Source organism: Mangrovivirga halotolerans (assembly GCF_026241165.1).
Lineage (GTDB): Bacteria > Bacteroidota > Bacteroidia > Cytophagales > Cyclobacteriaceae > Mangrovivirga > Mangrovivirga halotolerans.
In genome coordinates, this window is record NZ_JAPFQN010000007.1 from 25,481 (window position 1) to 47,282 (window position 21,802).

Consider the following 21,802-nt stretch of genomic DNA (forward strand, 5'->3'; position numbering starts at 1 on the left):
TAACAGCTTCCAAAATACGCAGCAATAAAAAAAAGCAGACCCTAAGGTCTGCTTTATATTTTGACATTCTAATAAAGAATGAACTTATTCAACTGGCTCTTCAAAAAGAAGATTATCATCTGCATCATATACCTTAAATGTGCCATCGCTATATACGTAATAGCCAATTAGGGTATAAGTTCCGTACTGTGTGATATCTGGATAACTTCCTATCTGTCCTTGCAATTCTGTCTCATCATATGTTACAGACTCAACAGTTACTTCTTCAAATGAACCACATCTTGAAAAAGACATCGTAGAAGGATAAGTAAAAGGACCTATCTCTCCAGTTTCAGTTACTGCATAAGTATAAGCGTAGATGAAATATTGCTTTCCAGCTTCTGGTGCAGTTACTTGTAAAGATTCTTCACCTCCTGTGAATGAACCACCGTAATAATTAAAATCTGCATCATAAATTTCGATATCATTGTCTAGAAAATCATATCCAGATTCGTTAGCAGAAACTTTTGCTGCATCATCACCAGAAAGATTCCAAGAATGAGTCAAATTAAACGCTGGTGTTCCTTCATCATTTTCCTTTACATTAGTTATTGTAAAGTCCATTGTTTCAGCAGTGAATTCAACGTTTCCGTTTCTTTCATCACCAATTGTGATTTGAAGAGTTTTTTCAGCTATATCATCACAGTTCGCTAAAATAGTAACATATGAAGTATCAGTAAGCTCTCCAGCAGGAATAGTTACTGAAGCCGGCATATCAAAATCTGTTCCAGCAACAGCGTCTCCACCAGTCTTGCTTAGATTAAACATCAAATCAACATTTTGAGCTTTGTTAAGATTAATAACTAACTCGACTTCTGTTTCTGCTTCATCGGTAACTAAATAAGTACCATCACCTTCAGGAACTATAGTAGCCACCACACCTTCTACAGGTGTCATACTACCATAACCTGTAAAGTCATCATCTTCGCAAGCAGTAAAAGCAAGTAATACTGCAACAGCTAATATATATATACTTTTAAGTTTCATCATTCAAATATTAATTTACAGGTGTTAAAACATCGTTATATGTCTGTCCTCCACGGTAATCTATGAAGTAAGAATAATCAATTTTAGTAACGTTACCATCTGCATCAAATGAAACTTTACCATTGATTCCAGCTTGTCCATAAAGGTTTTCATCTTCAATACCATATACCTGGTTACTGTAATAGTCACCAAGGTTATGCTGAGGAATGAATAAGTTACCGCATTGGTCATTTAACAATAATGGTGCATCCTTATCTCCAGGTAAAATTGGAGAAGACCAGTGACCAGTTCTTGAAACAGTGTACTGTCCAGGTCCTATTTCAGTAACTACAACATCAGTATACTCATAAGGATCGCCATCAGTCCAAGTACCACTTAAAGTATATGTTCCAGCTAAATTACTAGCACAGTTAGCAGTAACATCATACTTACCACCTCTTGATTCAAGAACTCTACCATCTTTCATGTGAATCATTACAACGAAAGAAAACACATCGCCTACTTTGATTCCATCTAAAGAAGCAGTTGTACCTTCAACAAACTCCTCAGGAGAAGTGATCTGGTAAGTAAATGATTTATCAAATGCAATATCTTCAGATGTGAAAGTTGTTACAGGAACTGCTTCTCCACCATTGTATTTCTTAACTAATTCGTAGAAATCAACAGATCCGTCCTCGCCTCCTGTATAAATCCTGACATTAAAATCAAGTAAAGTTTCAGTAAATGAAGCTAAAGTATCATTTTCAGTACTTTTGTTTCCTAAGAACTTACCTTCAGTTCTACTAACCTCAAGTAAAGCTCCACCTTCTTGCGCATTGCCTGTCATTGGATCCTCAGGATCTATACAGCCATATACTAATACTGCCAAGAAAGCTATTATTAATAAATTAATTTTTTTCATCGTCAATAATTTTATTTGTTCCACCAAAGTTTAGTAGTTAAATTATCTGAACCACCAAGCATTTCAACAGCCTCATCATAGCTTTCTCTGTTTTGAGATTGCTCATCACGTGGATAACGATATCTACTTGGAATTTCATCTTCAACTGCTTCAACTGGTAAATCTAAAGCAGGAACTTGTAATCTTCTCCACTCAGTAAAAGCTTCTAATCCCTGAGTATAAAGAGATACCCATTTTTCTTCAGCTATTTTATCAACACCAGCATAACCATTAGCTTCAAGGTATGACGCGATATCTGCAGCACCAATACCATTAGATTCTAAATCAGCTGTAACTGCATTATTATAATGCTCCTGAGCTAAAGCAGAACCACCAGTAATAAATCCTCTGGCAATTGCTTCAGAAATAAAGAATTCCTGCTCACTATAAGTTAAAAATAACGCTGGGTTTGTAGCCTGAAGATAAAACTCTCCGATTGAAGATACATTAGTATAATTCCACTCATCAGTTGGAAGACCAGTATAACCAGAAGGTTTTCCTCTGTATTCTCCGTCTTCATTTACTTCAGCATAAACAGACAATCTTGGGTCACCATTGGCTTCAAGTACTTCAATCATTTTAGAGTTGACCTTAAATTCTCCTCTATTACCCTCTACAATCGTGTTGTAAATCGGGTTGTTATTAGGAGCTGCAGCCAGGTATGCAAACTTAGCTTCATCATCTCTAGATGTAAATAATGTACCAGAATTATAGATCTCTTGTAACTTAGAAGAATAATTTGAGAATTCGCTAGTTGCACTCATTCTCATAATTGTTCTGAAAAGTAACGAGTTAGCAAATCTCTGCCATTTAGAAGCATCACCACCATACATTAAGTCTGATGTAGCATTGATAGTACCAACACCTGAACCAAGCTTATCAACAGCAAGATCAAGCATGTTTACAAGACTATCATACACTTCTGGCTGTGAATCATACTTAGGAGTGTTATTTCCAGATGGAGCAGCAAGTGCTTCACTCATTGGAATTGGCCCATAAACGTCAGTCAAAAGTGCATATACATATGCCGACAAAGTTAAGGCAACTCCCTGTACGTTTTCGTTTCCTTCTTGCTGAGCAAGCTCATACATTTTTTTAGCGTCAGCTAATGATCTCGCATAGAATGTTACCCACATTCCATTCGTAACAGTTTCGCGATATTGATATCTCGCTTCATCATTATACTGAACTTTACCCCAATGCTGAGCCCAGCAAGAACCCATGTCTCCACCAAGGAAGGTAGAATACATTTGGTCTCCAGTAATAGTTAAAACTGAAGAAATCAATAACGACGATGGTACTTCTAAAGGACCATTTGGGTTCGTATTTATTTCCTCAAAATCAGATGTACATGCAGATGCCGCTAATAAAGCAAATGCAAACACTGATAATATACTTTGTTTAATTTTCAATTTCATATTCTTCAAACTTATGGATTAAAAGTTGAAATTCACGTTGAAACCAATACTTCTGTTTGTAGGAATCTGACCAAACTCAAGACCCTGAGCATTTCCACTATTGAAAGATGTCTCTGGATCGATGTGCGGTACAGTTACATACAAGAATGCTAAGTTTCTACCAACTACAGAAAGAGTTAAGTTCTTAAACGGAGTATTTCCGATGATACTTTTCGGGAAAGTATAGCTAAGCTGAGCCTGACGTAGTTTAATGAATGATCCATCATATACAGAGCTTTCTGCAACTGAGTTGCTATATGCTCTCTGATTGTAAAGTTTACTAGAAACTACAACATCATTTTCTACATACACAGGATTCTCATCGCTACCAACGTTTTTAACACCAACTCCAACAAGTCCGTTTTCACGACCTAATAATGTCTCTTCTAACACACCTGCATAACGACCCCAAGTAGATGACATAGAATATACATCTCCACCTTTTCTTCCGTCGATTAATACGCTAAGTGATACACCTTTATATCTGATTGTATTAGTAAGACCTGCTGTGAAATCTGGCTGAGTATAACCTAAGATCGCAGAAGTTTCAGAAATAACAGGTAGTCCATCTTCATGAATAATATTTCCTTCTGGATCTTTCGCGAATGCAGGTCCAAAAAGAACACCATATCTTTCGTTCGGACGAGCCTGAACATCAACTGACCACTGGCTACCAAGGATAACCTGATCAAGGTTTGGAGCAAGTTTAGTTACTTCGTTTCTGTTTCTTGCCCAGTTAAGTTGAACATCCCATTCGAAATCTCCACCTCTTAATATTTCAGCTAATAATTGAACTTCAAAACCTCTATTGGTCATTTCACCAATGTTAGCTTGTCTGTTTGTATATCCTGAAGCACCAGAAATAGTTACTGGAATGATCTGGTCTGTGTTAACAGCATCATAATAAGTCATGTTAGTAGTAATGATACCACCAAACAATGTAGCTTCTAAACCAAACTCAGTTGAAGTCGTGATTTCAGGCTTCAAAGAAGGGTTTAATAAAGTATTTGATTCAGTTGGCTGAAGAACAGCTCCAAATGGATCAAAGAAAGCAAAAGTCTGAACTAATCTGTACGGATCAGTATCGTTACCTACTTGTGCCCAACTAGCTCTTACTTTTAAGAAATCTACAACTCCAGACTTCATTTCAAAAATATCTGAAACTACAGCACTTAAACTTGCTGAAGGATAGAAATAAGAGTTTTCATCAGCCGGAAGTGTAGAAGACCAGTCATTTCTAGCTGTTAACTGTAAGAAAAGATAGTTGTTATATCCAAATTCAGCAGAACCATAAAGAGAGTTAACTCTTTTTTGCTCGTAGTAATTTGAAGTAGTTACGTTAACACCTGATTTTACGTTATCTAGGTTGTAAACACCTGGAAGTTCTAATTCCGGAGCAGAACCATTTAAAGACTGGTAGTAATAATCTCTTCTGTTACCACCGAAAGAAGCGTCGATAGAAAACTGCTCATTAATATTTTTGTTAGCAGTAATTAAGAAATCTGTGTTGATTTCCTGGAAGCTGATATCAGATCTGCTGTAAGCACCATTACCATTATTGGTAGTTTCAATACCTTTAGCATACTTACTTTCTCTTAAATCGTGGTATGTATCCATACCTGATCTAACAAATACACTTAACCAGTCAAGGATCTGATAAGATAAACGGAAGTTACCGTATAATCTGTTTTTAGTATTTCCTACATTAATATTGTCTGCCGCCCAGAATGGGTTGTTTTGATATCTTGTGTTCCAGTTAATTGGAGCATATCCAGCACCTAGACCCTGATCCGTAATTGGAAGGTTTTCATAATCCTTAAGTGCATTGAAATCAACGTTTCTACCAGACCAGATTGTCTGCTGGATAGGGTTACCAGAACTGTAACCTACTATTGGACGGTTGTCACTGTGGTTCTTCACATAGTTAGCAACAAACTCAGCTCTGAATTTCTCAGTCAGGTTATATCCACCAGCTAAAGAAACTGTGTTTCTGCTTAAATCTGTATTTGGTATAGTACCAGTTTGCTCAAGGTTTGTAACTGATAATCTAAAGTTACCCTTGTCATTTCCACCAGTTAAAGCAACGTTATTAGTGAATAATTTACCTGTTTCGTAAATATCTCTAACGTTACCAGGAACTGAAACCCAAGGAGTTGCTTCCTGTCCAAGAGTTGTGAACTGAGGGAATTCGTATCCTACATCTAATCTTGGACCCCAAGACTCATCAACACCACCAGCAGCACTTGATCCATCAATCCAGTTAAATGATTTGATTGAAGAACCTTGTCCGTAAGAGTTCTGGAAAGAAGGTGTTCTTAGAGGAGAATCAAACTGGAAAGAAGAGTTAACTGCAACTCCGATTCCTTTTGTTCCTTTACCTGATTTTGTAGTAATAACAATAGCACCATTAGATGCACGAGAACCGTAAAGTGCCGCAGCATTTGGTCCTTTAAGTACTGTTACTGACTCAATATCATCAGGGTTAATATCAGCTGCACCGTTACCGAAGTCAACTCCACCATATGGTCCAGAGTTACCTGCTGCTGCGTTACTAATTGGAACACCATCCACGATAAATAATGGCTGGTTGTTACCTGTAATTGAAGATGGTCCTCTAAGTACAATTCTTGAAGAAGCACCAACTGCTCCTGAAGAAGAAGTAATTTGAGCACCAGCAACTTTACCTGATAGAGAGTTAATCACGTTTGACTCTCTAGCTTTGTTCATATCATCGCTGCTCACTGACTGGACTGAATAACCCAGCGCTTTTTGTTCTTTCTCAACACCAATCGCTGTAACAACAACTTCTGAAAGTTGTCTTACGTCTTCGATTAGTACTACATCAATTGATGTTTGCGATCCAACAGGGATTTCCTGAGTTACGTAACCAATCGATGTGATTTGAATAATTGCATCACTTGAAGGTACATTCAAACTATAATTACCTTGAATGTCTGTTACCACACCACGAGTCGTTCCTTTAACAAGAACGTTTACACCTGGTATGCCTTCTCCATTTTCACCGGTTACTGTCCCGGATACCGATTTCTCTTGTGCTATAGCTAAAAAACTAATCGCCCAAAAGAATGATAAGAGGAAAATTCTCTTCATACTGTTTAGGTTTAGGTTTAACGGTTTAAAAAAAGTTTATCTTCAAATCTAACTTATAATTTATGTTAAAAAAAAGATAACTGTAAATAAATAATCCAGATTCTGATTTAAAACAAAACGCAAAATTTAATTTCGAAATAATAAATAAACCTGAAAATTTATTTCACCTTTTAAAAGGTTGGGATAGGTTTTAATGAAGTAGAACAAAGATTGATTTAATATTCTTTTATCGGTATTGTAATATTTCTTATTAGATTATTACAATATCTTAACTACGATTCTTCTATTTTCAGCTCTGTTCTCTTCAGAATCATTGGGGACTGCCGGACGCGTATCTCCATATCCTTCATACTTTAATCTGGATGAAGATATCCCATTAGCAATTAAATAATCGTACACCGACTTAGCGCGTTTTTCAGAAAGTTGCTGGTTATAGGCAGGTTGTCCTTTATTATCTGTATGCCCCTCAATTAAAATGTTGATATCAGGATTTTCCTCAAGAAGGGAAATGATATTATTAAGCTCAGGTATCGACTGAGGTTTAAGTTTAAAATCGTCAAAATCAAAATAGACATTTCCTAATTTATAATACTCACCCGATTTAATAGGCACAAGCTCTATATCCTTGTTAAAGGTATTGATTTCATCATCAATAAGGTTAATAGATTCACTTTTATACAGATATTCATCTGCCTTAGTAAATAACCCGTATTTTTTCCCTTCAGGAACAACGATTAAATATCTGCCGGTAAATCGATCAGACTCTACCTGCTGTACAATGCTATCTTTTTCAAGATCTATCAAGCTGACTGTTGCTTTTAAAGGGGTTTCTTCATACTTGTCAGAAACAATTCCAGTTAAGTGCCTTGCGGCCTCCATATCGAAGAGATCTCTGGAAAAATCATACATATAAAGATAACCTTCATAATACGTATTTAACCTTCTTTCACTACTGAAATAACCTCTTTTACCATCGGGAGTAATGTAAATTGATGGTTGATCCTGACTATCATTAATGGGCCAACCAAGATTTTTAGGATCAGTCCATTTACCATCATCCTTTAAATTGCTGTAAAATAGATCTTGTTTACCAAACCCTTTCAAACCATTTGTTGAATAAAACAATGTCCTCCCGTTGGCATGTATGAAAGGTCCGGAATCATCCCCTTTGGTATTCACAGGTTCCCCAAGCGTTTCAGCAAGTGACCATTCTCCTTTTGAATTTTTATATGATACATAAATATCTTTTCCGCCGAAAGAGGGTTTTCTGTCACTAACAAAATACAATATTCTACCATCCGCTGATAAGGAAGGTTGCGACTCCCAGGCTGAAGAATTAATTCTCCCTCCAAGGTTTTCTGGCTTAGTCCAGTTTGCCCCTTCTTTATAACTTATATAAAGGTCACAGCTACCAAACCCTTCCCTTTCGTGACAATAGGTGTAGATTATAGTTCTTCCGTCACCGGAAACTGTACATGTCCCCTCGTTCTTTTCAGAATTTATATTTTCACTAATTGATTCAGGCACTGACCAGTTCCCCTGATCATCTCTTACCGAAACATAAAGATCTTCATCGTGATAATTATAGAATCCCTTTCTGCCTGTAAAAAATATTTGTTTTTCATCAGCAGATAAAGCAGGAAAATATTGTAATTGAAATTGATTGAGTGGCTCTGGTAGTTTTACTTTTTTGACATTAGAAGTATCCTTGTTTGTCTTAAAGAATTTAATTGCATAATTAGAATTCTCTAATCGTTGTTGCGCTAATCCTAATAATCTTTGATTTGGTTTGCTGTAAATAAATTCTTCGTAATACTCCTTAGCTTTATTATAATTATTGTCATTAAAATACAATTCAGCTAATTGAAGTCTGATTATTGGATAATTATTATTTGGATCTAACTCTAATGATTTTTGAAAAGTTTGTAATGCAAGATCTGGTTTTGAAGTCGCTTGATAACACTGGCCCAACCTCAGGTATGCTTCAATAAAGTCATCATCTTTCTTAATTGATTGTTGGAGCAAATCAATGGCCTGGTCATACTGACGCCTGATCATATAATTCTCACTTCCCTCAAAATATTCAATAGCTTTTTTATTTTTAGTAGAGTAATTACTCTGTCCTCTTTGAGCTAAAAGCGAAAAATTTACAAAGGCAAAAATAGAAACAACAAAAAATAAAGAGATTTTTGACATACTTATAATTATGGTATTTGCATAAATTTATGTACCTGAAGTGATATATTCCAGTCTGGGTTAGATTTTACAAAATTTATTATAGCCGGAATCATCTCATCAGCTTTAGACCATTCAGGCTGTAAATATAGTTTACATGCACTATTGACACGTTCAGCGTGCATTTTGGCCCATTCAAAATCAGATTTATTATAAATAATTATTTTTAGTTCATCTGCTTTGGAATAAATTTCATCCAATGGTCTTTTAAATTTTTTAGGCGAAAAACAAATCCAATCCCATGAACCTGTAATCTTGTGTGTTCCTGAGGTTTCTATATGTGTCCTTTTACCCCTCTCCTGAATAGCAGAAGTCAAAACATCAAGATCGTGCATTAAAGGTTCTCCACCAGTAATAACAACGATATTACCTTCGACTTCCTCCACTTCATTAAGTAATGATTGTACTGTTTTTCTTGGATGAACTGATGCATCCCAGGATTCTTTCACATCACACCAATGACAACCTACATCACATCCTCCTAAACGAATAAAGTAAGCTGCTTGTCCCTGATAAGCACCTTCCCCCTGAATGGTATAAAATGATTCCATTACAGGTAGAGTTTCTGAAGAAATCTCTACCTCCTTAATTTTAATTTGTTCTTGCATACAACTTTTTTTAAGCGGGTGGCTGGAACCGCTATTAAACAATTTATTTCTTATCTGCTGCTTTTAACGTATTATGTAGCAAAGCAGTTATCGTCATCGGCCCAACACCTCCTGGAACTGGCGTAATAGCAGATGCTTTTTCTGATACCTCATCAAAAACTACATCTCCTTTTAACTTAAACCCACTTTTCTTTTCCGGAGCCTCAACTCTGTGTATTCCAACATCGATTACAACAGCACCTTCCTTAACCATATCCGCTGTTACAAACTCAGGTTTTCCAATCGCAACAACCAGGATATCCGCTTGCAAGGCAATTTCTTTTAAATTTTTAGTCCGGCTATGCACTAAAGTAACGGTAGAATTCCCGGGTTTTGAATTCCTGGATAATAAAACACTTACCGGAGTGCCTACTGTATGACTCCTCCCAAGCACTACTGCGTGCTTCCCTTCGGTTTCTATGCCATTTTTTTCAAGAAGCATCATAATGCCTTTAGGCGTTGCAGGCACTAATCCCGGAAGCCCTAGAAGCATTTTACCCATATTTAAAGGGTGAAAACCATCTACATCTTTTGATGGAATAATCGCTTCCACAACTTTTTCCTCATTAATATGGTCCGGAAGCGGAACCTGAACAATAAACCCATCGATGTTCGAATCATTATTTAACTCGTTTACCTTGTCTAATAATTCGATCTCTGAAGTACTTTCCGGAAGTTTGATTAAAGTAGATTCAAATCCTATTCTTTCACAGGCTTTTACTTTTGCATTAACATATGTATGACTCGCTCCATCTTCACCTACCAAAACCGCAGCCAAATGAGGCACTTTCATATCTGCCTTTTTTCTTCGGTCAACTTCGTATTTAATTTCTTCCTGAATTTTTAAAGCGGTAGCTTTTCCATCAATGATTGTAGCCATATTATTGCTTCTTAACCTGTGTTTATGTTTTTTTAATCTATTTGCAATACTGCCATAAATGCTTCCTGAGGTATCTCTACATTTCCAACCTGGCGCATTCTTTTCTTACCCTTTTTCTGTTTTTCAAGAAGCTTTCTCTTACGAGAAATATCACCACCATAACATTTAGCAGTAACATTCTTTCTTAATGCCTTAACTGTTTCCCTCGCAATCACCTTGGTTCCTATTGCAGCCTGAATAGCAATTTCAAATTGCTGACGAGGCATCAATTCTCTCAGTTTTTCGCAAAGCTTTTTCCCCCATTCATATGCTTTATCCCTATGTACTATAGCGGAAAGTGCATCAACCCGATCACCATTTAACATTATATCAAGCTTAACCATATTACTGGTCTTATATCCCATCAGCTCGTAATCCAGAGATGCATAGCCTTTCGATAAGGTCTTTAATTTATCAAAGAAATCAAAGACTATTTCAGATAAAGGCAGTTCAAAAGTTAATTCGACTCGATCTTGTGTCAAATAAACCTGGTTTTTAATTTCACCTCGCTTATCTATACACAAGTTTATTATATTTCCTACGAATTCAGATTTAGTAATAACCTGAGCTCTTATAAATGGTTCTTCTACATGAGAAATATCTCCGGGGTCAGGCATTTCAGAAGGAGCACTTACCTGGGTCACTTCACCATCTTTTTGGTGAACATCAAATCTCACCGAAGGAACAGTGGTGATCACAGTCATATCAAATTCCCGCTCCAGTCTTTCCTGGATGATCTCCATGTGAAGCATCCCAAGGAATCCACATCGGAATCCAAATCCTAGAGCCAATGAAGTTTCTGGTTCCCAAACTAATGAAGCATCATTCAATTGGAGCTTTTCCATTGAAGCTCTCAGTTCTTCGTAGTCTGATGTTTCTACAGGATAAATTCCTGCAAAAACCATCGGTTTTACATCTTCAAATCCTTTAACCGGAGGACAGGGTCTTTGGACATGAGTAATAGTATCACCGACTTTTACTTCTTTTGCTACTTTAATTCCAGAAATCAGATATCCAACATTACCAGTACCAATTTCTTTCCTAGGTTCCTGCTTCAGTTTTAAGACTCCAATTTCATCAGCATCGTATGTTTTGCCAGTATTAACAAACTTTACTTTGTCGCCCTTTTTAAGTGAACCATTGAAAACTCTAAAATAGACTTCAATTCCTCTGAAAGGATTGAAAACGCTATCGAAGATCATAGCCTGTAAAGGTGCTTCAGGATCACCTTTTGGTGAAGGGATCCTCTTAACTATTGCACTAAGGATTTCTTCTATCCCTATACCTTCTTTAGCACTGGCCATCAATATATCGTCACGATCGCAACCGATAAGATCAACGATCTGATCTTTAACTTCTTCAGGCATTGCACCTGGCAAGTCTATTTTATTAAGCACAGGAATGATCTCCAGATCATGATCTATAGCAAGGTATAGATTTGAAATTGTCTGAGCTTCGATACCCTGAGCTGCATCCACAACTAGTAATGCCCCCTCACAAGCAGCGATAGACCTTGAAACCTCATACGAAAAGTCGACGTGACCTGGTGTATCGATAAGGTTCAACACATATTCTTCTCCCTCAAAAGGATAATTCATCTGAATCGCATGCGATTTGATAGTTATCCCTCTTTCTCTTTCAAGATCCATATTGTCCAATAACTGATCTTGCATCTCACGTTCTGTAACCGAACCTGTAGTTTGCAATAACCTGTCAGCCAATGTGCTTTTCCCGTGGTCAATATGGGCTATTATACAAAAATTGCGAATGTTCTTCATATAGAAATTATTTCAAATTCAGAGTCAGACACCTAGATGTCTGCTCCAACGAACTGCAAAATTAGTCAATATTTCGCAACTCATACAGTAGGATATAATAATTATATTCTTTATAGCACTTCTATAAGGTTTGCTAAATAAAAAAACGGAAAAGCTGAGCCTTTCCGTTTAAGATTCTCATATAAAGAATTGAGTTATTCAGACTTATATAATTTTCCGTCTTTCATTACAAAAGCCACATCTGTCATTATTTCGATATTTTCTAGAGGATCACCTTTTACAGCAACGATATCTGCAAGCATTCCTTCTTTGATTATCCCTACCTGATCTTCCACTTCAAATAGTTCTGCTGTTGTTAATGTTGCTGCCCTAATTGCTTCAAAAGCCGGCATACCCCCTTCAACCATAAAAATAAATTCTTTAGCGTTTTCACCATGCGGAGAAACACCTGCATCAGTACCAAAGGCTATTTTCACTCCTTTTTTATAAGCTTTGCCAAAAGTATCCTGAATCTTTGGCCCGATTTCCAGGGCTTTAGGTACCACAAGCTCGGGAAAGTAACCATCTATTTTTGCTTTTTCAGCTACAAATTTTCCTGCACTGATAGTCGGCACTAAATAAGTTCCTTTTTCTATCATCAAATCCATTACCTCCTCAGTCATCAAAGTGCCATGTTCAATTGAAGTGATGCCAGCTTCTACGGCTCTTTTCATTCCTTCTGCTCCATGGGCGTGAGCTGCGGTAGTCATTCCGTATTCTTTAGCCGTCGAAATGATAGCTTCTAACTCATCAGGCTTAAACTGAGGCCCTTGTCCGTCTTTTGCCACGCTTAACACTCCACCTGTTGCTGTGATCTTGATTACATCTGCCCCATTCTTATATCGATACCTTACTGCTTCTCTCGCCTGGTAAGGTCCATCAGCAACACCATTCATTGGAGTAGCATCTCCGGAAAATCTTCTTTTCATTCCATTTGTCGGATCTGCATGCCCTCCTGTTGTGGCAATACTTTTACCTGCGGTCATGATCCTGGGACCATCAACCCATCCTGAATTAATCGCATTTCTGAGTGAGATGTTAACTCCTGAGCCTCCCAAATCTCTTACAAAAGTAAATCCTGCCATTAATGTCCTTTCGGCATATTCAGCAGCTCGAAATGCAACATCTGCATCTTCAAGGGTAAATCTTTCCAGATATTTTTTTGGATTGGATTCACTTTCGAGATGAACATGAGCATCCATTAGCCCTGGCATTACAGTATATTCTTTTAAATCAATATATTCAACCTCATCAGGAACCTCTGCATATCCTTTTTCGACAGATTTAATTTTATTTCCTTCAATGACAATGGTATATTCTTCCAACTCCTTCAATTCCTCTACATCCAGAATGGTACCGCAATGAATATAAGTTATCTTTTCATCCTGAGCATTAATCGCAAAAGCCAGGGAAATCAAAATGATTATAAAAATATTCTTCATGGTTATGACTATTGTTTTTCCAATTTAACTAAATACTGAGCCGTTTCTTCATCTTCCTCAATCAAATCAGTTTTCCAGCCTTTTTTTGAAGCAGTTTTTTTTAATGTTTTCAGATCTAAATACAACCACTTAAACCACTCTCCTTTCTCTCCATTATATTCGTATCGATAATCGATCTCCCCAAAATACTTTCCTGGATCAAGATCTGTTTCATCATATAAATAGGAAATATCAGAACTGTCAAAGATTATTATCCCATCTTCAGTCAAAAGTTCATTGCACCTGTCAAGAAACCTTTCAAGGTTTGAGAGTTTTTCAATAAACCCAATACCATTCATTAAAAGTAAAATGGTATCAAATTTTTCTGATGGCTGGAAATAAAAAAAATCAGCACAAACTACTTTTTTAATGCCTCTTTTTTTCATGACTTCACAACAGTGACTTGATGCATCCAAAGCTGTTACATCATAACCTTTAGATTGTAGAAAAAGGGCGTGGGTGCCAGCGGCAGCGCCTACATCAAGAATTTTCTCCCGGGTAGACTCTAATAAAGCTTCCTGTTCTATTGATGAGAAATCCTCCGGATCCTTAAAATAATGTATTAGAGGCATCTCTTCGGCTTCACCATAATAATTATGGATCTTCAATGGACCTTTTTGAGTCTTATTAAAATAATCTGATATGGCTTTGCCGTGAATATCGTATTTTTTATCCACAGTCATTGTTAAGAAGAGTGGTCAGAAACAATTTTCCATTGGCCGTTAATCATTTTCCAAACAAGGGTAAAATGTCCGCCAACGTTGCCTTTCATTCTCGTGAGATGCCATTTACCTATCATAAAGTAAGTGTTTTCACCAATAGGATATAAATCAACAACCTCAAATTTTAATATTCCCATTGTTGATTTATCCGGATATGAACTTTTATAATTATCCAGCGTTTTTTGCCAGCCTCTTGTCACTCCATTACTACCAATAAAAACCAGGGAGTCGGACTTCCAGTACCCATCCATAAATTTAGTGATGTCTCCTTCATTCCAGGCAATAGTCTGATCAGCAAGAATCATCATTATCTCTTTTCTATCCTGAATATTTCCGGATTGTGCAGATAGATATAAATTAAGATTAAAAAGTATGATAAAAAATAAAAAATCAGATCTCATGTTATCTTTCTTTTAAATACCCGTTGATTGTTTCCTTCAAAGATTCTTTATCATCCAGAAGGTGGGGTTGCATATAAATAGTTGTAATAAAATTAAAAAAAACCGACTCATCATAACCTAACCATTTAGTGACCCTGAGGCAATAGTTTACTTCGCTTCTTTCAAGTTTGCCATCCGCTTTCATCAGAGCTATTATATCATACAGATATTCAATTTTCTGTTCACTGGTGAGGGCATGTGTATCAGGTAAGCTGTCATCGGTATTTATTTCTTCAAAAAATTGATCCACCTCTTCCTTATCGACATCATGTCTGACAGCTATTCTTTCGATTATACCACGTTCTTTATCGTGGATATGACCGTCAGCTTTGGCAAGTTGTATAAGAATTTTGATATGCGTGGGTATCATAAAAAAACAATTTACCCGAATTTAAATAAATTTTGCTAAAGCATCCCTGCTTAATTAAATTTAATCAACTTGTAAACTATATGAATTTTCTAGCACATTTATATTTAAGTGGTGACCATCAAGGAATTGCTGTAGGGAATTTTATCGGTGACTTTGTAAAAGGAGCTGAAATATTTAATTACCCTCATTCTATTCAAGAAGGAATCAGGTTACACAGGGCTATCGATGAGTTTACTGATTCACACGAAACGGTGCTAAAGAGCAAGAAGCGTTTGCGTAAACGACATAGTCATTATGCTCCGGTAATCGTTGATATTTTTTATGATCACTACCTCGCTGCATTATGGTCTGAATATCACGACGAAAAACTTCATAGCTTTGCCCAGAGAAATTACCAGCTATTGGCAAATCATGAGGAGTTTTTACCACCTAAAACAAAACATATGCTGCCCTTTATGGTAGAACAGGACTGGTTGACTTCTTATGCGGAAATAGATGGTATCCGAAGAGTAATGCAAGGAATGTCTCGCCGAAGTAGCTTTGCCAATAAAATTGATAGCTCCGTAGAAGATCTTTTGAAAGATTATGATGATTATAAATCTGAATTCAGAGAGTTTTTCCCTGACCTGATCAAGTTTTCAGAATCATATTTAAATAAAAAAAGCGGATAGCTCAGGCCATCCGCTTTTCATATATTTATCTTTTCTTAGGCTCTTTAATTTCTAAAGTTTGAGATTCAGCCAACCTTCCTAAGCTAAATTCTACAGTATATTTTCCAGGCTTAAGGAAATCTTTTTTATCTGATCTTTTCCTGCCATCATATGAATAACCTTTAAGATCATATTTAATTTTACCATAACCTTCTTCTACTTCCTTGTTCAATTTTGAGATTTCTTTACCTTCAGAATTAACTATCCTAATTTCCAAATCACCCGGTGCTTTAGAAAACCAGCTCAATTCTACTTCAGGATTATTTGGCTCTTGCCATTGATATGTCCTTTCTCCCCATTTTTCCGAATGTGTAATGGATTCAATTTCGTAAGCTATAAGTTCTTTATCAGGATTGGCAACTACTTTTCGCAGTGGTTTAATATCTGCAACATAAATACTACGCCCATGAGTAGCAATAACAAGTTCTCCATCACGTGGATGTACAACCATATCATAAGAAGCCACATTTGGAATTGAAGCCATTATATCCCAGTTTTTCCCAGCATCAAAACTCACATAAGAACCACCATCAGTTCCCATGAAAAGGAGATTCGGTTCCTCTGTGTCTTGTATGATAACATTGGCAGCTTCATATTGAAGTCCGTCTCTAATCGAGGTCCATGTTTTGCCGTAGTCACCACTCTTATAAACCCTGGTTTCAAAATTATCTTCCCTATAACCAGTCAGGGTGGCGAAAACTTCTCCTTCATCATGATTTGATGGATGAATACTACTCACCCAAAGTCTTTCAGGAAGATTTTCACTTATTTTTTCCCAGCTACCTCCTCCATTTTTAGTAACCCAGATATTTCCATCATCACTTCCTGCATATATCAATCCAAATTTTAGAGGTGATTCTTCAATTATACTAATCGTAGAATATGGCACATTTCCCTGAGGAAGGTCTTTAGTAAGATCTTCACTGATCTCTTCCCATGAATCTCCCTGATTCATTGATCTGAAAACTTTTTGAGCACCCATGTAAAGAATTTTATTATTATGGGGACTCATCTCTAAGGGAGTTCTCCAGTTAAATCTTAAAGGATCTTCACCGATATCGTGCCTTGGACCAATTTTAGTATATTTTTGCTCATCCATCTGGATTCGGTAATAGTTTCCGAACTGAAATCCAGTATAAATAAGATTATGGTCATCTGGGTCGGGAAATACATACATTCCGTCTCCTCCAAATATTTTCTCCCACGATTTGGTTTTATTTGGTATAGATTTGCTCGAGCCTCTTAAAGAACCGTTATCCTGCAGTCCTCCATAAACCATATACGGATCTTGATTATCGACAGCAACAGTATAAAACTGACCTATTGCCAGATTATTGATATGAGTCCAATGTCCTCCTCCATCATAAGTTCTGTATAAACCGCCATCATTACCCAACAGCATGTGCTTAGGGTTATTCGGGTTAATCCATAATGCCTGATGATCCACATGGACATCTCCCGCTGAGTCTAATCTGTGCCATGTCGCTCCGCTATCAATACTTTTGAGCATAGGCACACCCATGATAAATAATTCACTATCATCTTGTGGATTCAATCTTATCTCTCCAAAATAATATCCGTAAGTATAATAAAGGCCTTCAATCGGATAAGAATTTGCAAGTTCCCATGAATCTCCGGCATTTTCAGATTTGTAAACTTGTGCGCCAATTATAGAAGTCTCAAACAATGCGTTATTCGCATCACCCAGATAGTCGGATAATGCTTTGGGTGTATAATTATTTTTCCTGATTTCCTCCTTTACCCGTTGAGCATCATATTTTTCCGGAAAATTATTGGCTTTGAGGTAATCGTTTATTTTTTCATTTTCAAGCGCTAAAAATTCATCCTTTGACATTTCCAGAAAATCAGAAGCAAGTAATTCATCCTTTTCTCTGTCTTTCTTTTTCTTTTCTTCTTTTTGATTATCAATTAAGGCATAAATAACTGACGGGTCTTCCTGACTTACTGCTAATCCAATTCTTCCTCTATTTTGTTTTTCAGCAAACCCGTTATCCAGTTCGTTCCATGTTTTCCCACCATCATCAGATCTGTATATTGAAGAGCCCGGGCCACTTCCTTTAAAATTCCATGCTTTCCTGGTTCTTTCCCATGAGGAAGCCCATAATTGATCTGGATTTTCTGGATTAATTACCAGGTCGATTATACCAGTACTGTCATTTACGAATAGTGTTTTCTCCCAATTTTTCCCTCCATCTTCGGATAAGTAAACCCCTCTTTCATTATTTGACGAATAGAGGTTTCCCATAGCAGCTAACCATACTTTATCTGGGTTTTGGGGATGGACTATTATTCTTCCTGTGTGTTGTATCCCTTCAAGTCCAAGAAATCTCCAGGTTTTACCTGCATCATCAGATCGATAAACACCATCGCCAGCATAGCTACTTCTACTTGAGTTATTTTCTCCACCTCCAACATAAATTATATCCGGATTTGACGGAGCAATGGCTATATCGCCAATTCCTATGGTCCGTTGATTATCAAATACAGACTCAAAGCTCTGTCCGTTATTTATTGTTTTAAATACACCACCGGAGGCATATGCTATATAAAATTCATTTATATTTTCTGGATTTACAGCAATATCAACTATTCTCCCACCCTGCACGATCGGCCCAATATTTCTTACAGGCAATTCCTTTACTGGAGAATTTTCCTCCAGGGTCTGTCTTTTTTGAAATGCCTTGCCAAAGATATCAGGTCCTGATGGTTCGACTTGTCCCATTATCGAACCGCAGCTAAAAGATAGCAGAGCTATAGAAAGGATTGATGTAAAAATTTTTTTCATATTTGCAGTTAATTAATTTTAAAATGGTAATCCACTGTTTAAAGAATGGTTTGAATTCCTATAAGGAAAATAAGGTATATTTGAACCAAGATAAAATATAATTAGCTAAAATCATTATGTTGATAAGCAGACCAAGAAGAAATACGCTTTTTTCTATTTTTATTTTTATTATAATTCTTATTGCCGGGATTTATTTCTTATTAAACCTTTATAATCAAAACGGTCATTGGGGCTGGTTGATAGGAATCACATTCCTGGGAATTATAGCGGTGGCATTAGTCTTAAAGATCATGTTCGGATATAAGGTGGTCAAAGCTGAAAAAAATAAATTTCTGGTCTATTATCCTTTTAGATTTCGACGCGAAAGTTATTTGTTAACTGACCTGATCCAGTGGGAAATAATAATTATAGATACAGGTAAACAACCATTTGAAGAAATAAAAGCACTTTTTACAAATGGAAAGTTTTCTATAAACCTGCCGGAAAATGGTAATTACAATAAGTTTAAGCAATTCTTTGAAAAAAAGGCCCCTAAAAAAAGAGTAATACAATGAAGGCAATTTTATTAGTCGGTGCCGGAGGCTTTTTGGGTGCAATTCTGCGATTTTTGATCGGGAAGTGGCTGCATACCATCACTTTATTTCAAATCCCCTGGGCTACTTTATTAGTAAACCTCCTCGGAAGTTTTGTAATAGGATTCACTCTTGGAATAGTTTCTCAAAACGGAACAACCTTAGATAATTATAAATTGTTTATTGTTACAGGGTTTTGCGGAGCCTTTACAACCTTTTCAACTTTTTCATTTGAAAATCTTATTTTAATTAAAGATCAGCATTATTCCATCGCAGCCATTTATACCTTAGTTAGCTTTATTGGTGGATTGCTCCTGGCCTGGGGCGGATTTGAATTATCAAAGTAATCTAATGCCTGAAAATTGCATTGACCACATTCAGATATTATATTGTCCTCTCTGAAAAAACAAACTATCCCATTTTATGAAGAAAGTCGTCCTGGTTGTTATAATATTTTTGCTGGCATTAGTTATCACTTTTTTTGTAGGAACCAGCTTAGCTAGTGAAGCACTACCTTCGGGACAAAAAGGACCACAGGCAGATAGCCTGGCTAAGAAAATGCTCTATGCAATCAATCATGATTCATGGGAAAACACTAAATATGTCTCATGGAATTTCTCTGACAGACACTCATTTATTTGGGATAAAAAATCACATTATGCATGCGTGGAGTGGGATAATTATAAAGCATTGATCGATCTCAAAAAGCAGGTTGGGATAGTTTATGAAAATGGTCAGCTTATTGAAGATCCTTCTGACAATGCCACTCTTGTGAAAAAGGGCATCGATCATTTTAATAATGATTCTTTCTGGCTGAATGCACCTGCAAAAGCCTTTGATCCCGGAACTGAAAGAAGAATGGTAGATTATGAAGGCAGAAAAGCACTCTTGATCACTTACACTTCCGGAGGAACAACTCCAGGTGACTCCTATTTATGGTTTCTGGATGAGAATGGATTGCCTGAATATTACAAAATGTGGGCCAGCATATTGCCTGTAAAGGGCTTAAAAGCTACATGGGAGGATTGGAAAGAAATTAATTCCGGAGCACTGATCTCTACATCGCACAAAATCCTTTTCTTAAACGTGAAAATAAAAGATCTTAAATCAGCTGAAACTCTGGATGAGATTTCCCCAGATAATCCAGATTTATTTTCACCGTTAAAAAATTAACCCCTGTTCGATAAAACAGGGGCTAAAAATTTTAATGATTCCAGTCGTGATTATTAATTTCTTCCAGGCAAATCTTTAATAGCTTAATACTATCACCAATGTCATTTTTATTGGCCATTTCTATTACCTGGTGTAAATATCGTGTTGGGATTGAAATTGCTCCACTTATAGCTCCCTTTTTACCCATTCTTTGAAGTCCGGCGGTATCGGTGCCTCCGGCAGTCAGGATTTCCGGTTGCCATTTGATTTCATTTTTATCAGCCATCTTTTTCATGAATTCAACCATTCGGTAATCGCAAATTGTTGAAGCATCCATTACCTTAATCGCTGTACCACTGCCAAGTTTTGTTACCTTTTCGTGTTCAGCAGCACCTGGGGAATCATAAGCTATGGTAGTATCCAACCCTATTCCAAAGTCAGGGTTTATGTTATGAGCAGCAACATTTGCACCTCTGATCCCTACTTCTTCCTGAACAGTAAACACCCCATAAACATCTATATCATTATTTTTTAGTTCTCTGAGTGCTTCAATCAGGATAAAAACACTGACGCGATTGTCGATAGATTTACAATTCACACAATCACCCATTTCAACCAGTGAACGCTCTCTTGTGATTGGATCTCCAATTGAGATATACTTATCAACTTCTTCCTTAGGTAGTCCAAGGTCAATAAAGTAATCTGTGGTTTTAGGGTTTTTATTTCTTTCCTCCTGACTCATCACGTGAATAGGTTTTGTACCCATTACGCCAATGAAATCTTTTTTCCCATGAACAATTACACGCTGAGCAGTGAGTGTCTTTGGGTCAAATCCTCCAAGAGTATGAAATCTTAAATATCCTTCCTTATCGATATGAGTAACAATAAAGCCAATTTCATCCATATGAGCAGCTACCATGACTTTTTTGCCTTCTGGATTATTTTTGCCTTTTTTTACTGCGTAGACATTCCCGAGATTATCAACATTAACTTCATCTACCAAGGGAGTTACTTCTTTAATTACAAGATCCCTTATTCTTTTTTCAAATCCTGGTGCCCCTGCTTCTTCGCAGATATCTTTAAGTAATGAAACGTTTATCATTTAGTTATTTTTTTATAAGTGCATTTCTATGAATCACTGCATCATGAATTTCATGTTTATCATCCTGATAGATGAACACAACATAATCCTGTTCATCCCAGTATTGAGTTGTTTTACCTTCATAGGTGTCTCGATAGCCTACTACAGTGTACGGCCTGTTATCCAATCCGTTAAAAAGTGTAACCTGACCTAATTCTAATGGAGGCTCAGGTCGTTCATTGTTAGATGGCCCGAGATTACAAGCTGCAAATACAATGATCATTAACCCCACAAAAAATACATTCTTCATCATCTT

At 36.7% G+C, this 21,802-nt stretch carries 19 protein-coding genes; 4 read left to right on the forward strand and 15 right to left on the reverse strand.

Going from position 1 to position 21,802, the window contains the following annotated elements; all coding sequences use genetic code 11:
* Positions 1–84: 84 nt before the first annotated feature.
* From OO013_RS13810 to OO013_RS13865, 12 genes are all read right to left on the reverse strand, one after another.
* Positions 85–1,029 (reverse strand): hypothetical protein, encoded by a 945-nt coding sequence (locus OO013_RS13810; protein ID WP_266057502.1) that lies wholly within the window; start codon positions 1,027–1,029, stop codon positions 85–87.
* Positions 1,030–1,036: 7 nt separating this feature from the next.
* On the reverse strand, positions 1,037–1,927 hold the full coding sequence (locus OO013_RS13815; protein WP_266057503.1) for a hypothetical protein: 891 nt from the start codon (positions 1,925–1,927) through the stop codon (positions 1,037–1,039).
* A gap of 11 nt (positions 1,928–1,938) precedes the next feature.
* The gene (locus OO013_RS13820) at positions 1,939–3,384 is read right to left on the reverse strand and encodes a SusD/RagB family nutrient-binding outer membrane lipoprotein (protein WP_266057504.1); all 1,446 of its coding nucleotides are present in this window, start codon (positions 3,382–3,384) and stop codon (positions 1,939–1,941) included.
* Between the two features lie 18 nt (positions 3,385–3,402).
* Positions 3,403–6,534: a SusC/RagA family TonB-linked outer membrane protein gene (locus OO013_RS13825; protein ID WP_266057505.1), complete on the reverse strand. Its 3,132-nt coding sequence runs from the start codon at positions 6,532–6,534 to the stop codon at positions 3,403–3,405.
* A 258-nt stretch (positions 6,535–6,792) separates the two neighbouring features.
* On the reverse strand, positions 6,793–8,730 hold the full coding sequence (locus OO013_RS13830; RefSeq protein ID WP_266057506.1) for an OmpA family protein: 1,938 nt from the start codon (positions 8,728–8,730) through the stop codon (positions 6,793–6,795).
* Positions 8,731–8,738: 8 nt separating this feature from the next.
* Positions 8,739–9,377 (reverse strand): 7-carboxy-7-deazaguanine synthase QueE, encoded by a 639-nt coding sequence (locus OO013_RS13835; protein WP_266057507.1) that lies wholly within the window; start codon positions 9,375–9,377, stop codon positions 8,739–8,741.
* 43 nt (positions 9,378–9,420) lie between these two features.
* On the reverse strand, positions 9,421–10,296 hold the full coding sequence (gene folD, locus OO013_RS13840) for a bifunctional methylenetetrahydrofolate dehydrogenase/methenyltetrahydrofolate cyclohydrolase FolD (protein ID WP_266057508.1): 876 nt from the start codon (positions 10,294–10,296) through the stop codon (positions 9,421–9,423).
* Positions 10,297–10,328: 32 nt separating this feature from the next.
* Positions 10,329–12,113 carry a translation elongation factor 4 gene (lepA, locus tag OO013_RS13845; protein WP_266057509.1) on the reverse strand — a complete coding sequence of 595 codons (1,785 nt, stop codon included), beginning with the start codon at positions 12,111–12,113 and terminating at the stop codon, positions 10,329–10,331.
* 194 nt (positions 12,114–12,307) lie between these two features.
* Positions 12,308–13,594 (reverse strand): metal-dependent hydrolase family protein, encoded by a 1,287-nt coding sequence (locus tag OO013_RS13850; protein WP_266057511.1) that lies wholly within the window; start codon positions 13,592–13,594, stop codon positions 12,308–12,310.
* 8 nt (positions 13,595–13,602) lie between these two features.
* Positions 13,603–14,316 (reverse strand): class I SAM-dependent methyltransferase, encoded by a 714-nt coding sequence (locus OO013_RS13855; protein WP_266057513.1) that lies wholly within the window; start codon positions 14,314–14,316, stop codon positions 13,603–13,605.
* 2 nt (positions 14,317–14,318) lie between these two features.
* A complete protein-coding gene (locus OO013_RS13860) occupies positions 14,319–14,756 on the reverse strand; it encodes a YybH family protein (RefSeq protein WP_266057515.1) in 438 nt (145 codons plus the stop codon).
* A 1-nt stretch (position 14,757) separates the two neighbouring features.
* Positions 14,758–15,165, reverse strand: a complete 408-nt coding sequence (locus OO013_RS13865) for a hypothetical protein (RefSeq protein WP_266057516.1) — start codon at positions 15,163–15,165, stop codon at positions 14,758–14,760.
* A gap of 80 nt (positions 15,166–15,245) precedes the next feature.
* On the opposite strand from OO013_RS13865, the gene OO013_RS13870 reads away from it, so the two are divergent.
* Complete coding sequence (locus OO013_RS13870; protein ID WP_266057517.1) at positions 15,246–15,836, forward strand: acyl carrier protein phosphodiesterase; 591 nt, start codon at positions 15,246–15,248, stop codon at positions 15,834–15,836.
* A 25-nt stretch (positions 15,837–15,861) separates the two neighbouring features.
* On the opposite strand, the gene OO013_RS13875 is transcribed toward OO013_RS13870, so the two are convergent.
* On the reverse strand, positions 15,862–18,681 hold the full coding sequence (locus OO013_RS13875; protein ID WP_266057518.1) for a WD40/YVTN/BNR-like repeat-containing protein: 2,820 nt from the start codon (positions 18,679–18,681) through the stop codon (positions 15,862–15,864).
* 116 nt (positions 18,682–18,797) lie between these two features.
* On the opposite strand from OO013_RS13875, the gene OO013_RS13880 reads away from it, so the two are divergent.
* The 3 genes from OO013_RS13880 (at position 18,798) to OO013_RS13890 (ending at position 20,426) form a co-directional block, all read left to right on the forward strand.
* A complete protein-coding gene (locus tag OO013_RS13880; protein WP_266057520.1) occupies positions 18,798–19,235 on the forward strand; it encodes a hypothetical protein in 438 nt (145 codons plus the stop codon).
* On the forward strand, positions 19,232–19,600 hold the full coding sequence (crcB, locus tag OO013_RS13885) for a fluoride efflux transporter CrcB (RefSeq protein WP_266057522.1): 369 nt from the start codon (positions 19,232–19,234) through the stop codon (positions 19,598–19,600). The genes OO013_RS13880 and crcB overlap by 4 nt, the downstream gene beginning before the upstream one ends.
* 76 nt (positions 19,601–19,676) lie before the next feature.
* A complete protein-coding gene (locus tag OO013_RS13890) occupies positions 19,677–20,426 on the forward strand; it encodes a hypothetical protein (protein WP_266057525.1) in 750 nt (249 codons plus the stop codon).
* A gap of 31 nt (positions 20,427–20,457) precedes the next feature.
* Here the strand turns inward: OO013_RS13890 and OO013_RS13895 are convergent, their stop codons facing one another.
* The gene (locus OO013_RS13895; protein ID WP_266057526.1) at positions 20,458–21,507 is read right to left on the reverse strand and encodes a M42 family metallopeptidase; all 1,050 of its coding nucleotides are present in this window, start codon (positions 21,505–21,507) and stop codon (positions 20,458–20,460) included.
* Positions 21,508–21,511: 4 nt separating this feature from the next.
* Positions 21,512–21,799 (reverse strand): hypothetical protein, encoded by a 288-nt coding sequence (locus OO013_RS13900; protein ID WP_266057527.1) that lies wholly within the window; start codon positions 21,797–21,799, stop codon positions 21,512–21,514.
* Between the last annotated feature and the right edge of the window lie 3 nt (positions 21,800–21,802).

Excerpts from the sequence above, each read along its gene's own strand:
- crcB (WP_266057522.1), top strand. The coding sequence starts at position 19,232 with ATGAAGGCAATTTTATTAGTCGGTGCCGGAGGCTTTTTGGGTGCAATT.
- OO013_RS13890 (WP_266057525.1), top strand. The coding sequence starts at position 19,677 with ATGAAGAAAGTCGTCCTGGTTGTTATAATATTTTTGCTGGCATTAGTT.
- OO013_RS13895 (WP_266057526.1), bottom strand. The coding sequence starts at position 21,507 with ATGATAAACGTTTCATTACTTAAAGATATCTGCGAAGAAGCAGGGGCA.
- OO013_RS13870 (WP_266057517.1), top strand. The coding sequence starts at position 15,246 with ATGAATTTTCTAGCACATTTATATTTAAGTGGTGACCATCAAGGAATT.
- OO013_RS13865 (WP_266057516.1), bottom strand. The coding sequence starts at position 15,165 with ATGATACCCACGCATATCAAAATTCTTATACAACTTGCCAAAGCTGAC.
- OO013_RS13820 (WP_266057504.1), bottom strand. The coding sequence starts at position 3,384 with ATGAAATTGAAAATTAAACAAAGTATATTATCAGTGTTTGCATTTGCT.
- OO013_RS13855 (WP_266057513.1), bottom strand. The coding sequence starts at position 14,316 with ATGACTGTGGATAAAAAATACGATATTCACGGCAAAGCCATATCAGAT.
- folD (WP_266057508.1), bottom strand. The coding sequence starts at position 10,296 with ATGGCTACAATCATTGATGGAAAAGCTACCGCTTTAAAAATTCAGGAA.
- OO013_RS13825 (WP_266057505.1), bottom strand. The coding sequence starts at position 6,534 with ATGAAGAGAATTTTCCTCTTATCATTCTTTTGGGCGATTAGTTTTTTA.
- OO013_RS13835 (WP_266057507.1), bottom strand. The coding sequence starts at position 9,377 with ATGCAAGAACAAATTAAAATTAAGGAGGTAGAGATTTCTTCAGAAACT.
- OO013_RS13900 (WP_266057527.1), bottom strand. The coding sequence starts at position 21,799 with ATGATGAAGAATGTATTTTTTGTGGGGTTAATGATCATTGTATTTGCA.
- lepA (WP_266057509.1), bottom strand. The coding sequence starts at position 12,113 with ATGAAGAACATTCGCAATTTTTGTATAATAGCCCATATTGACCACGGG.
- OO013_RS13810 (WP_266057502.1), bottom strand. The coding sequence starts at position 1,029 with ATGATGAAACTTAAAAGTATATATATATTAGCTGTTGCAGTATTACTT.
- OO013_RS13850 (WP_266057511.1), bottom strand. The coding sequence starts at position 13,594 with ATGAAGAATATTTTTATAATCATTTTGATTTCCCTGGCTTTTGCGATT.
- OO013_RS13875 (WP_266057518.1), bottom strand. The coding sequence starts at position 18,681 with ATGAAAAAAATTTTTACATCAATCCTTTCTATAGCTCTGCTATCTTTT.
- OO013_RS13880 (WP_266057520.1), top strand. The coding sequence starts at position 18,798 with ATGTTGATAAGCAGACCAAGAAGAAATACGCTTTTTTCTATTTTTATT.
- OO013_RS13830 (WP_266057506.1), bottom strand. The coding sequence starts at position 8,730 with ATGTCAAAAATCTCTTTATTTTTTGTTGTTTCTATTTTTGCCTTTGTA.
- OO013_RS13815 (WP_266057503.1), bottom strand. The coding sequence starts at position 1,927 with ATGAAAAAAATTAATTTATTAATAATAGCTTTCTTGGCAGTATTAGTA.
- OO013_RS13860 (WP_266057515.1), bottom strand. The coding sequence starts at position 14,756 with ATGAGATCTGATTTTTTATTTTTTATCATACTTTTTAATCTTAATTTA.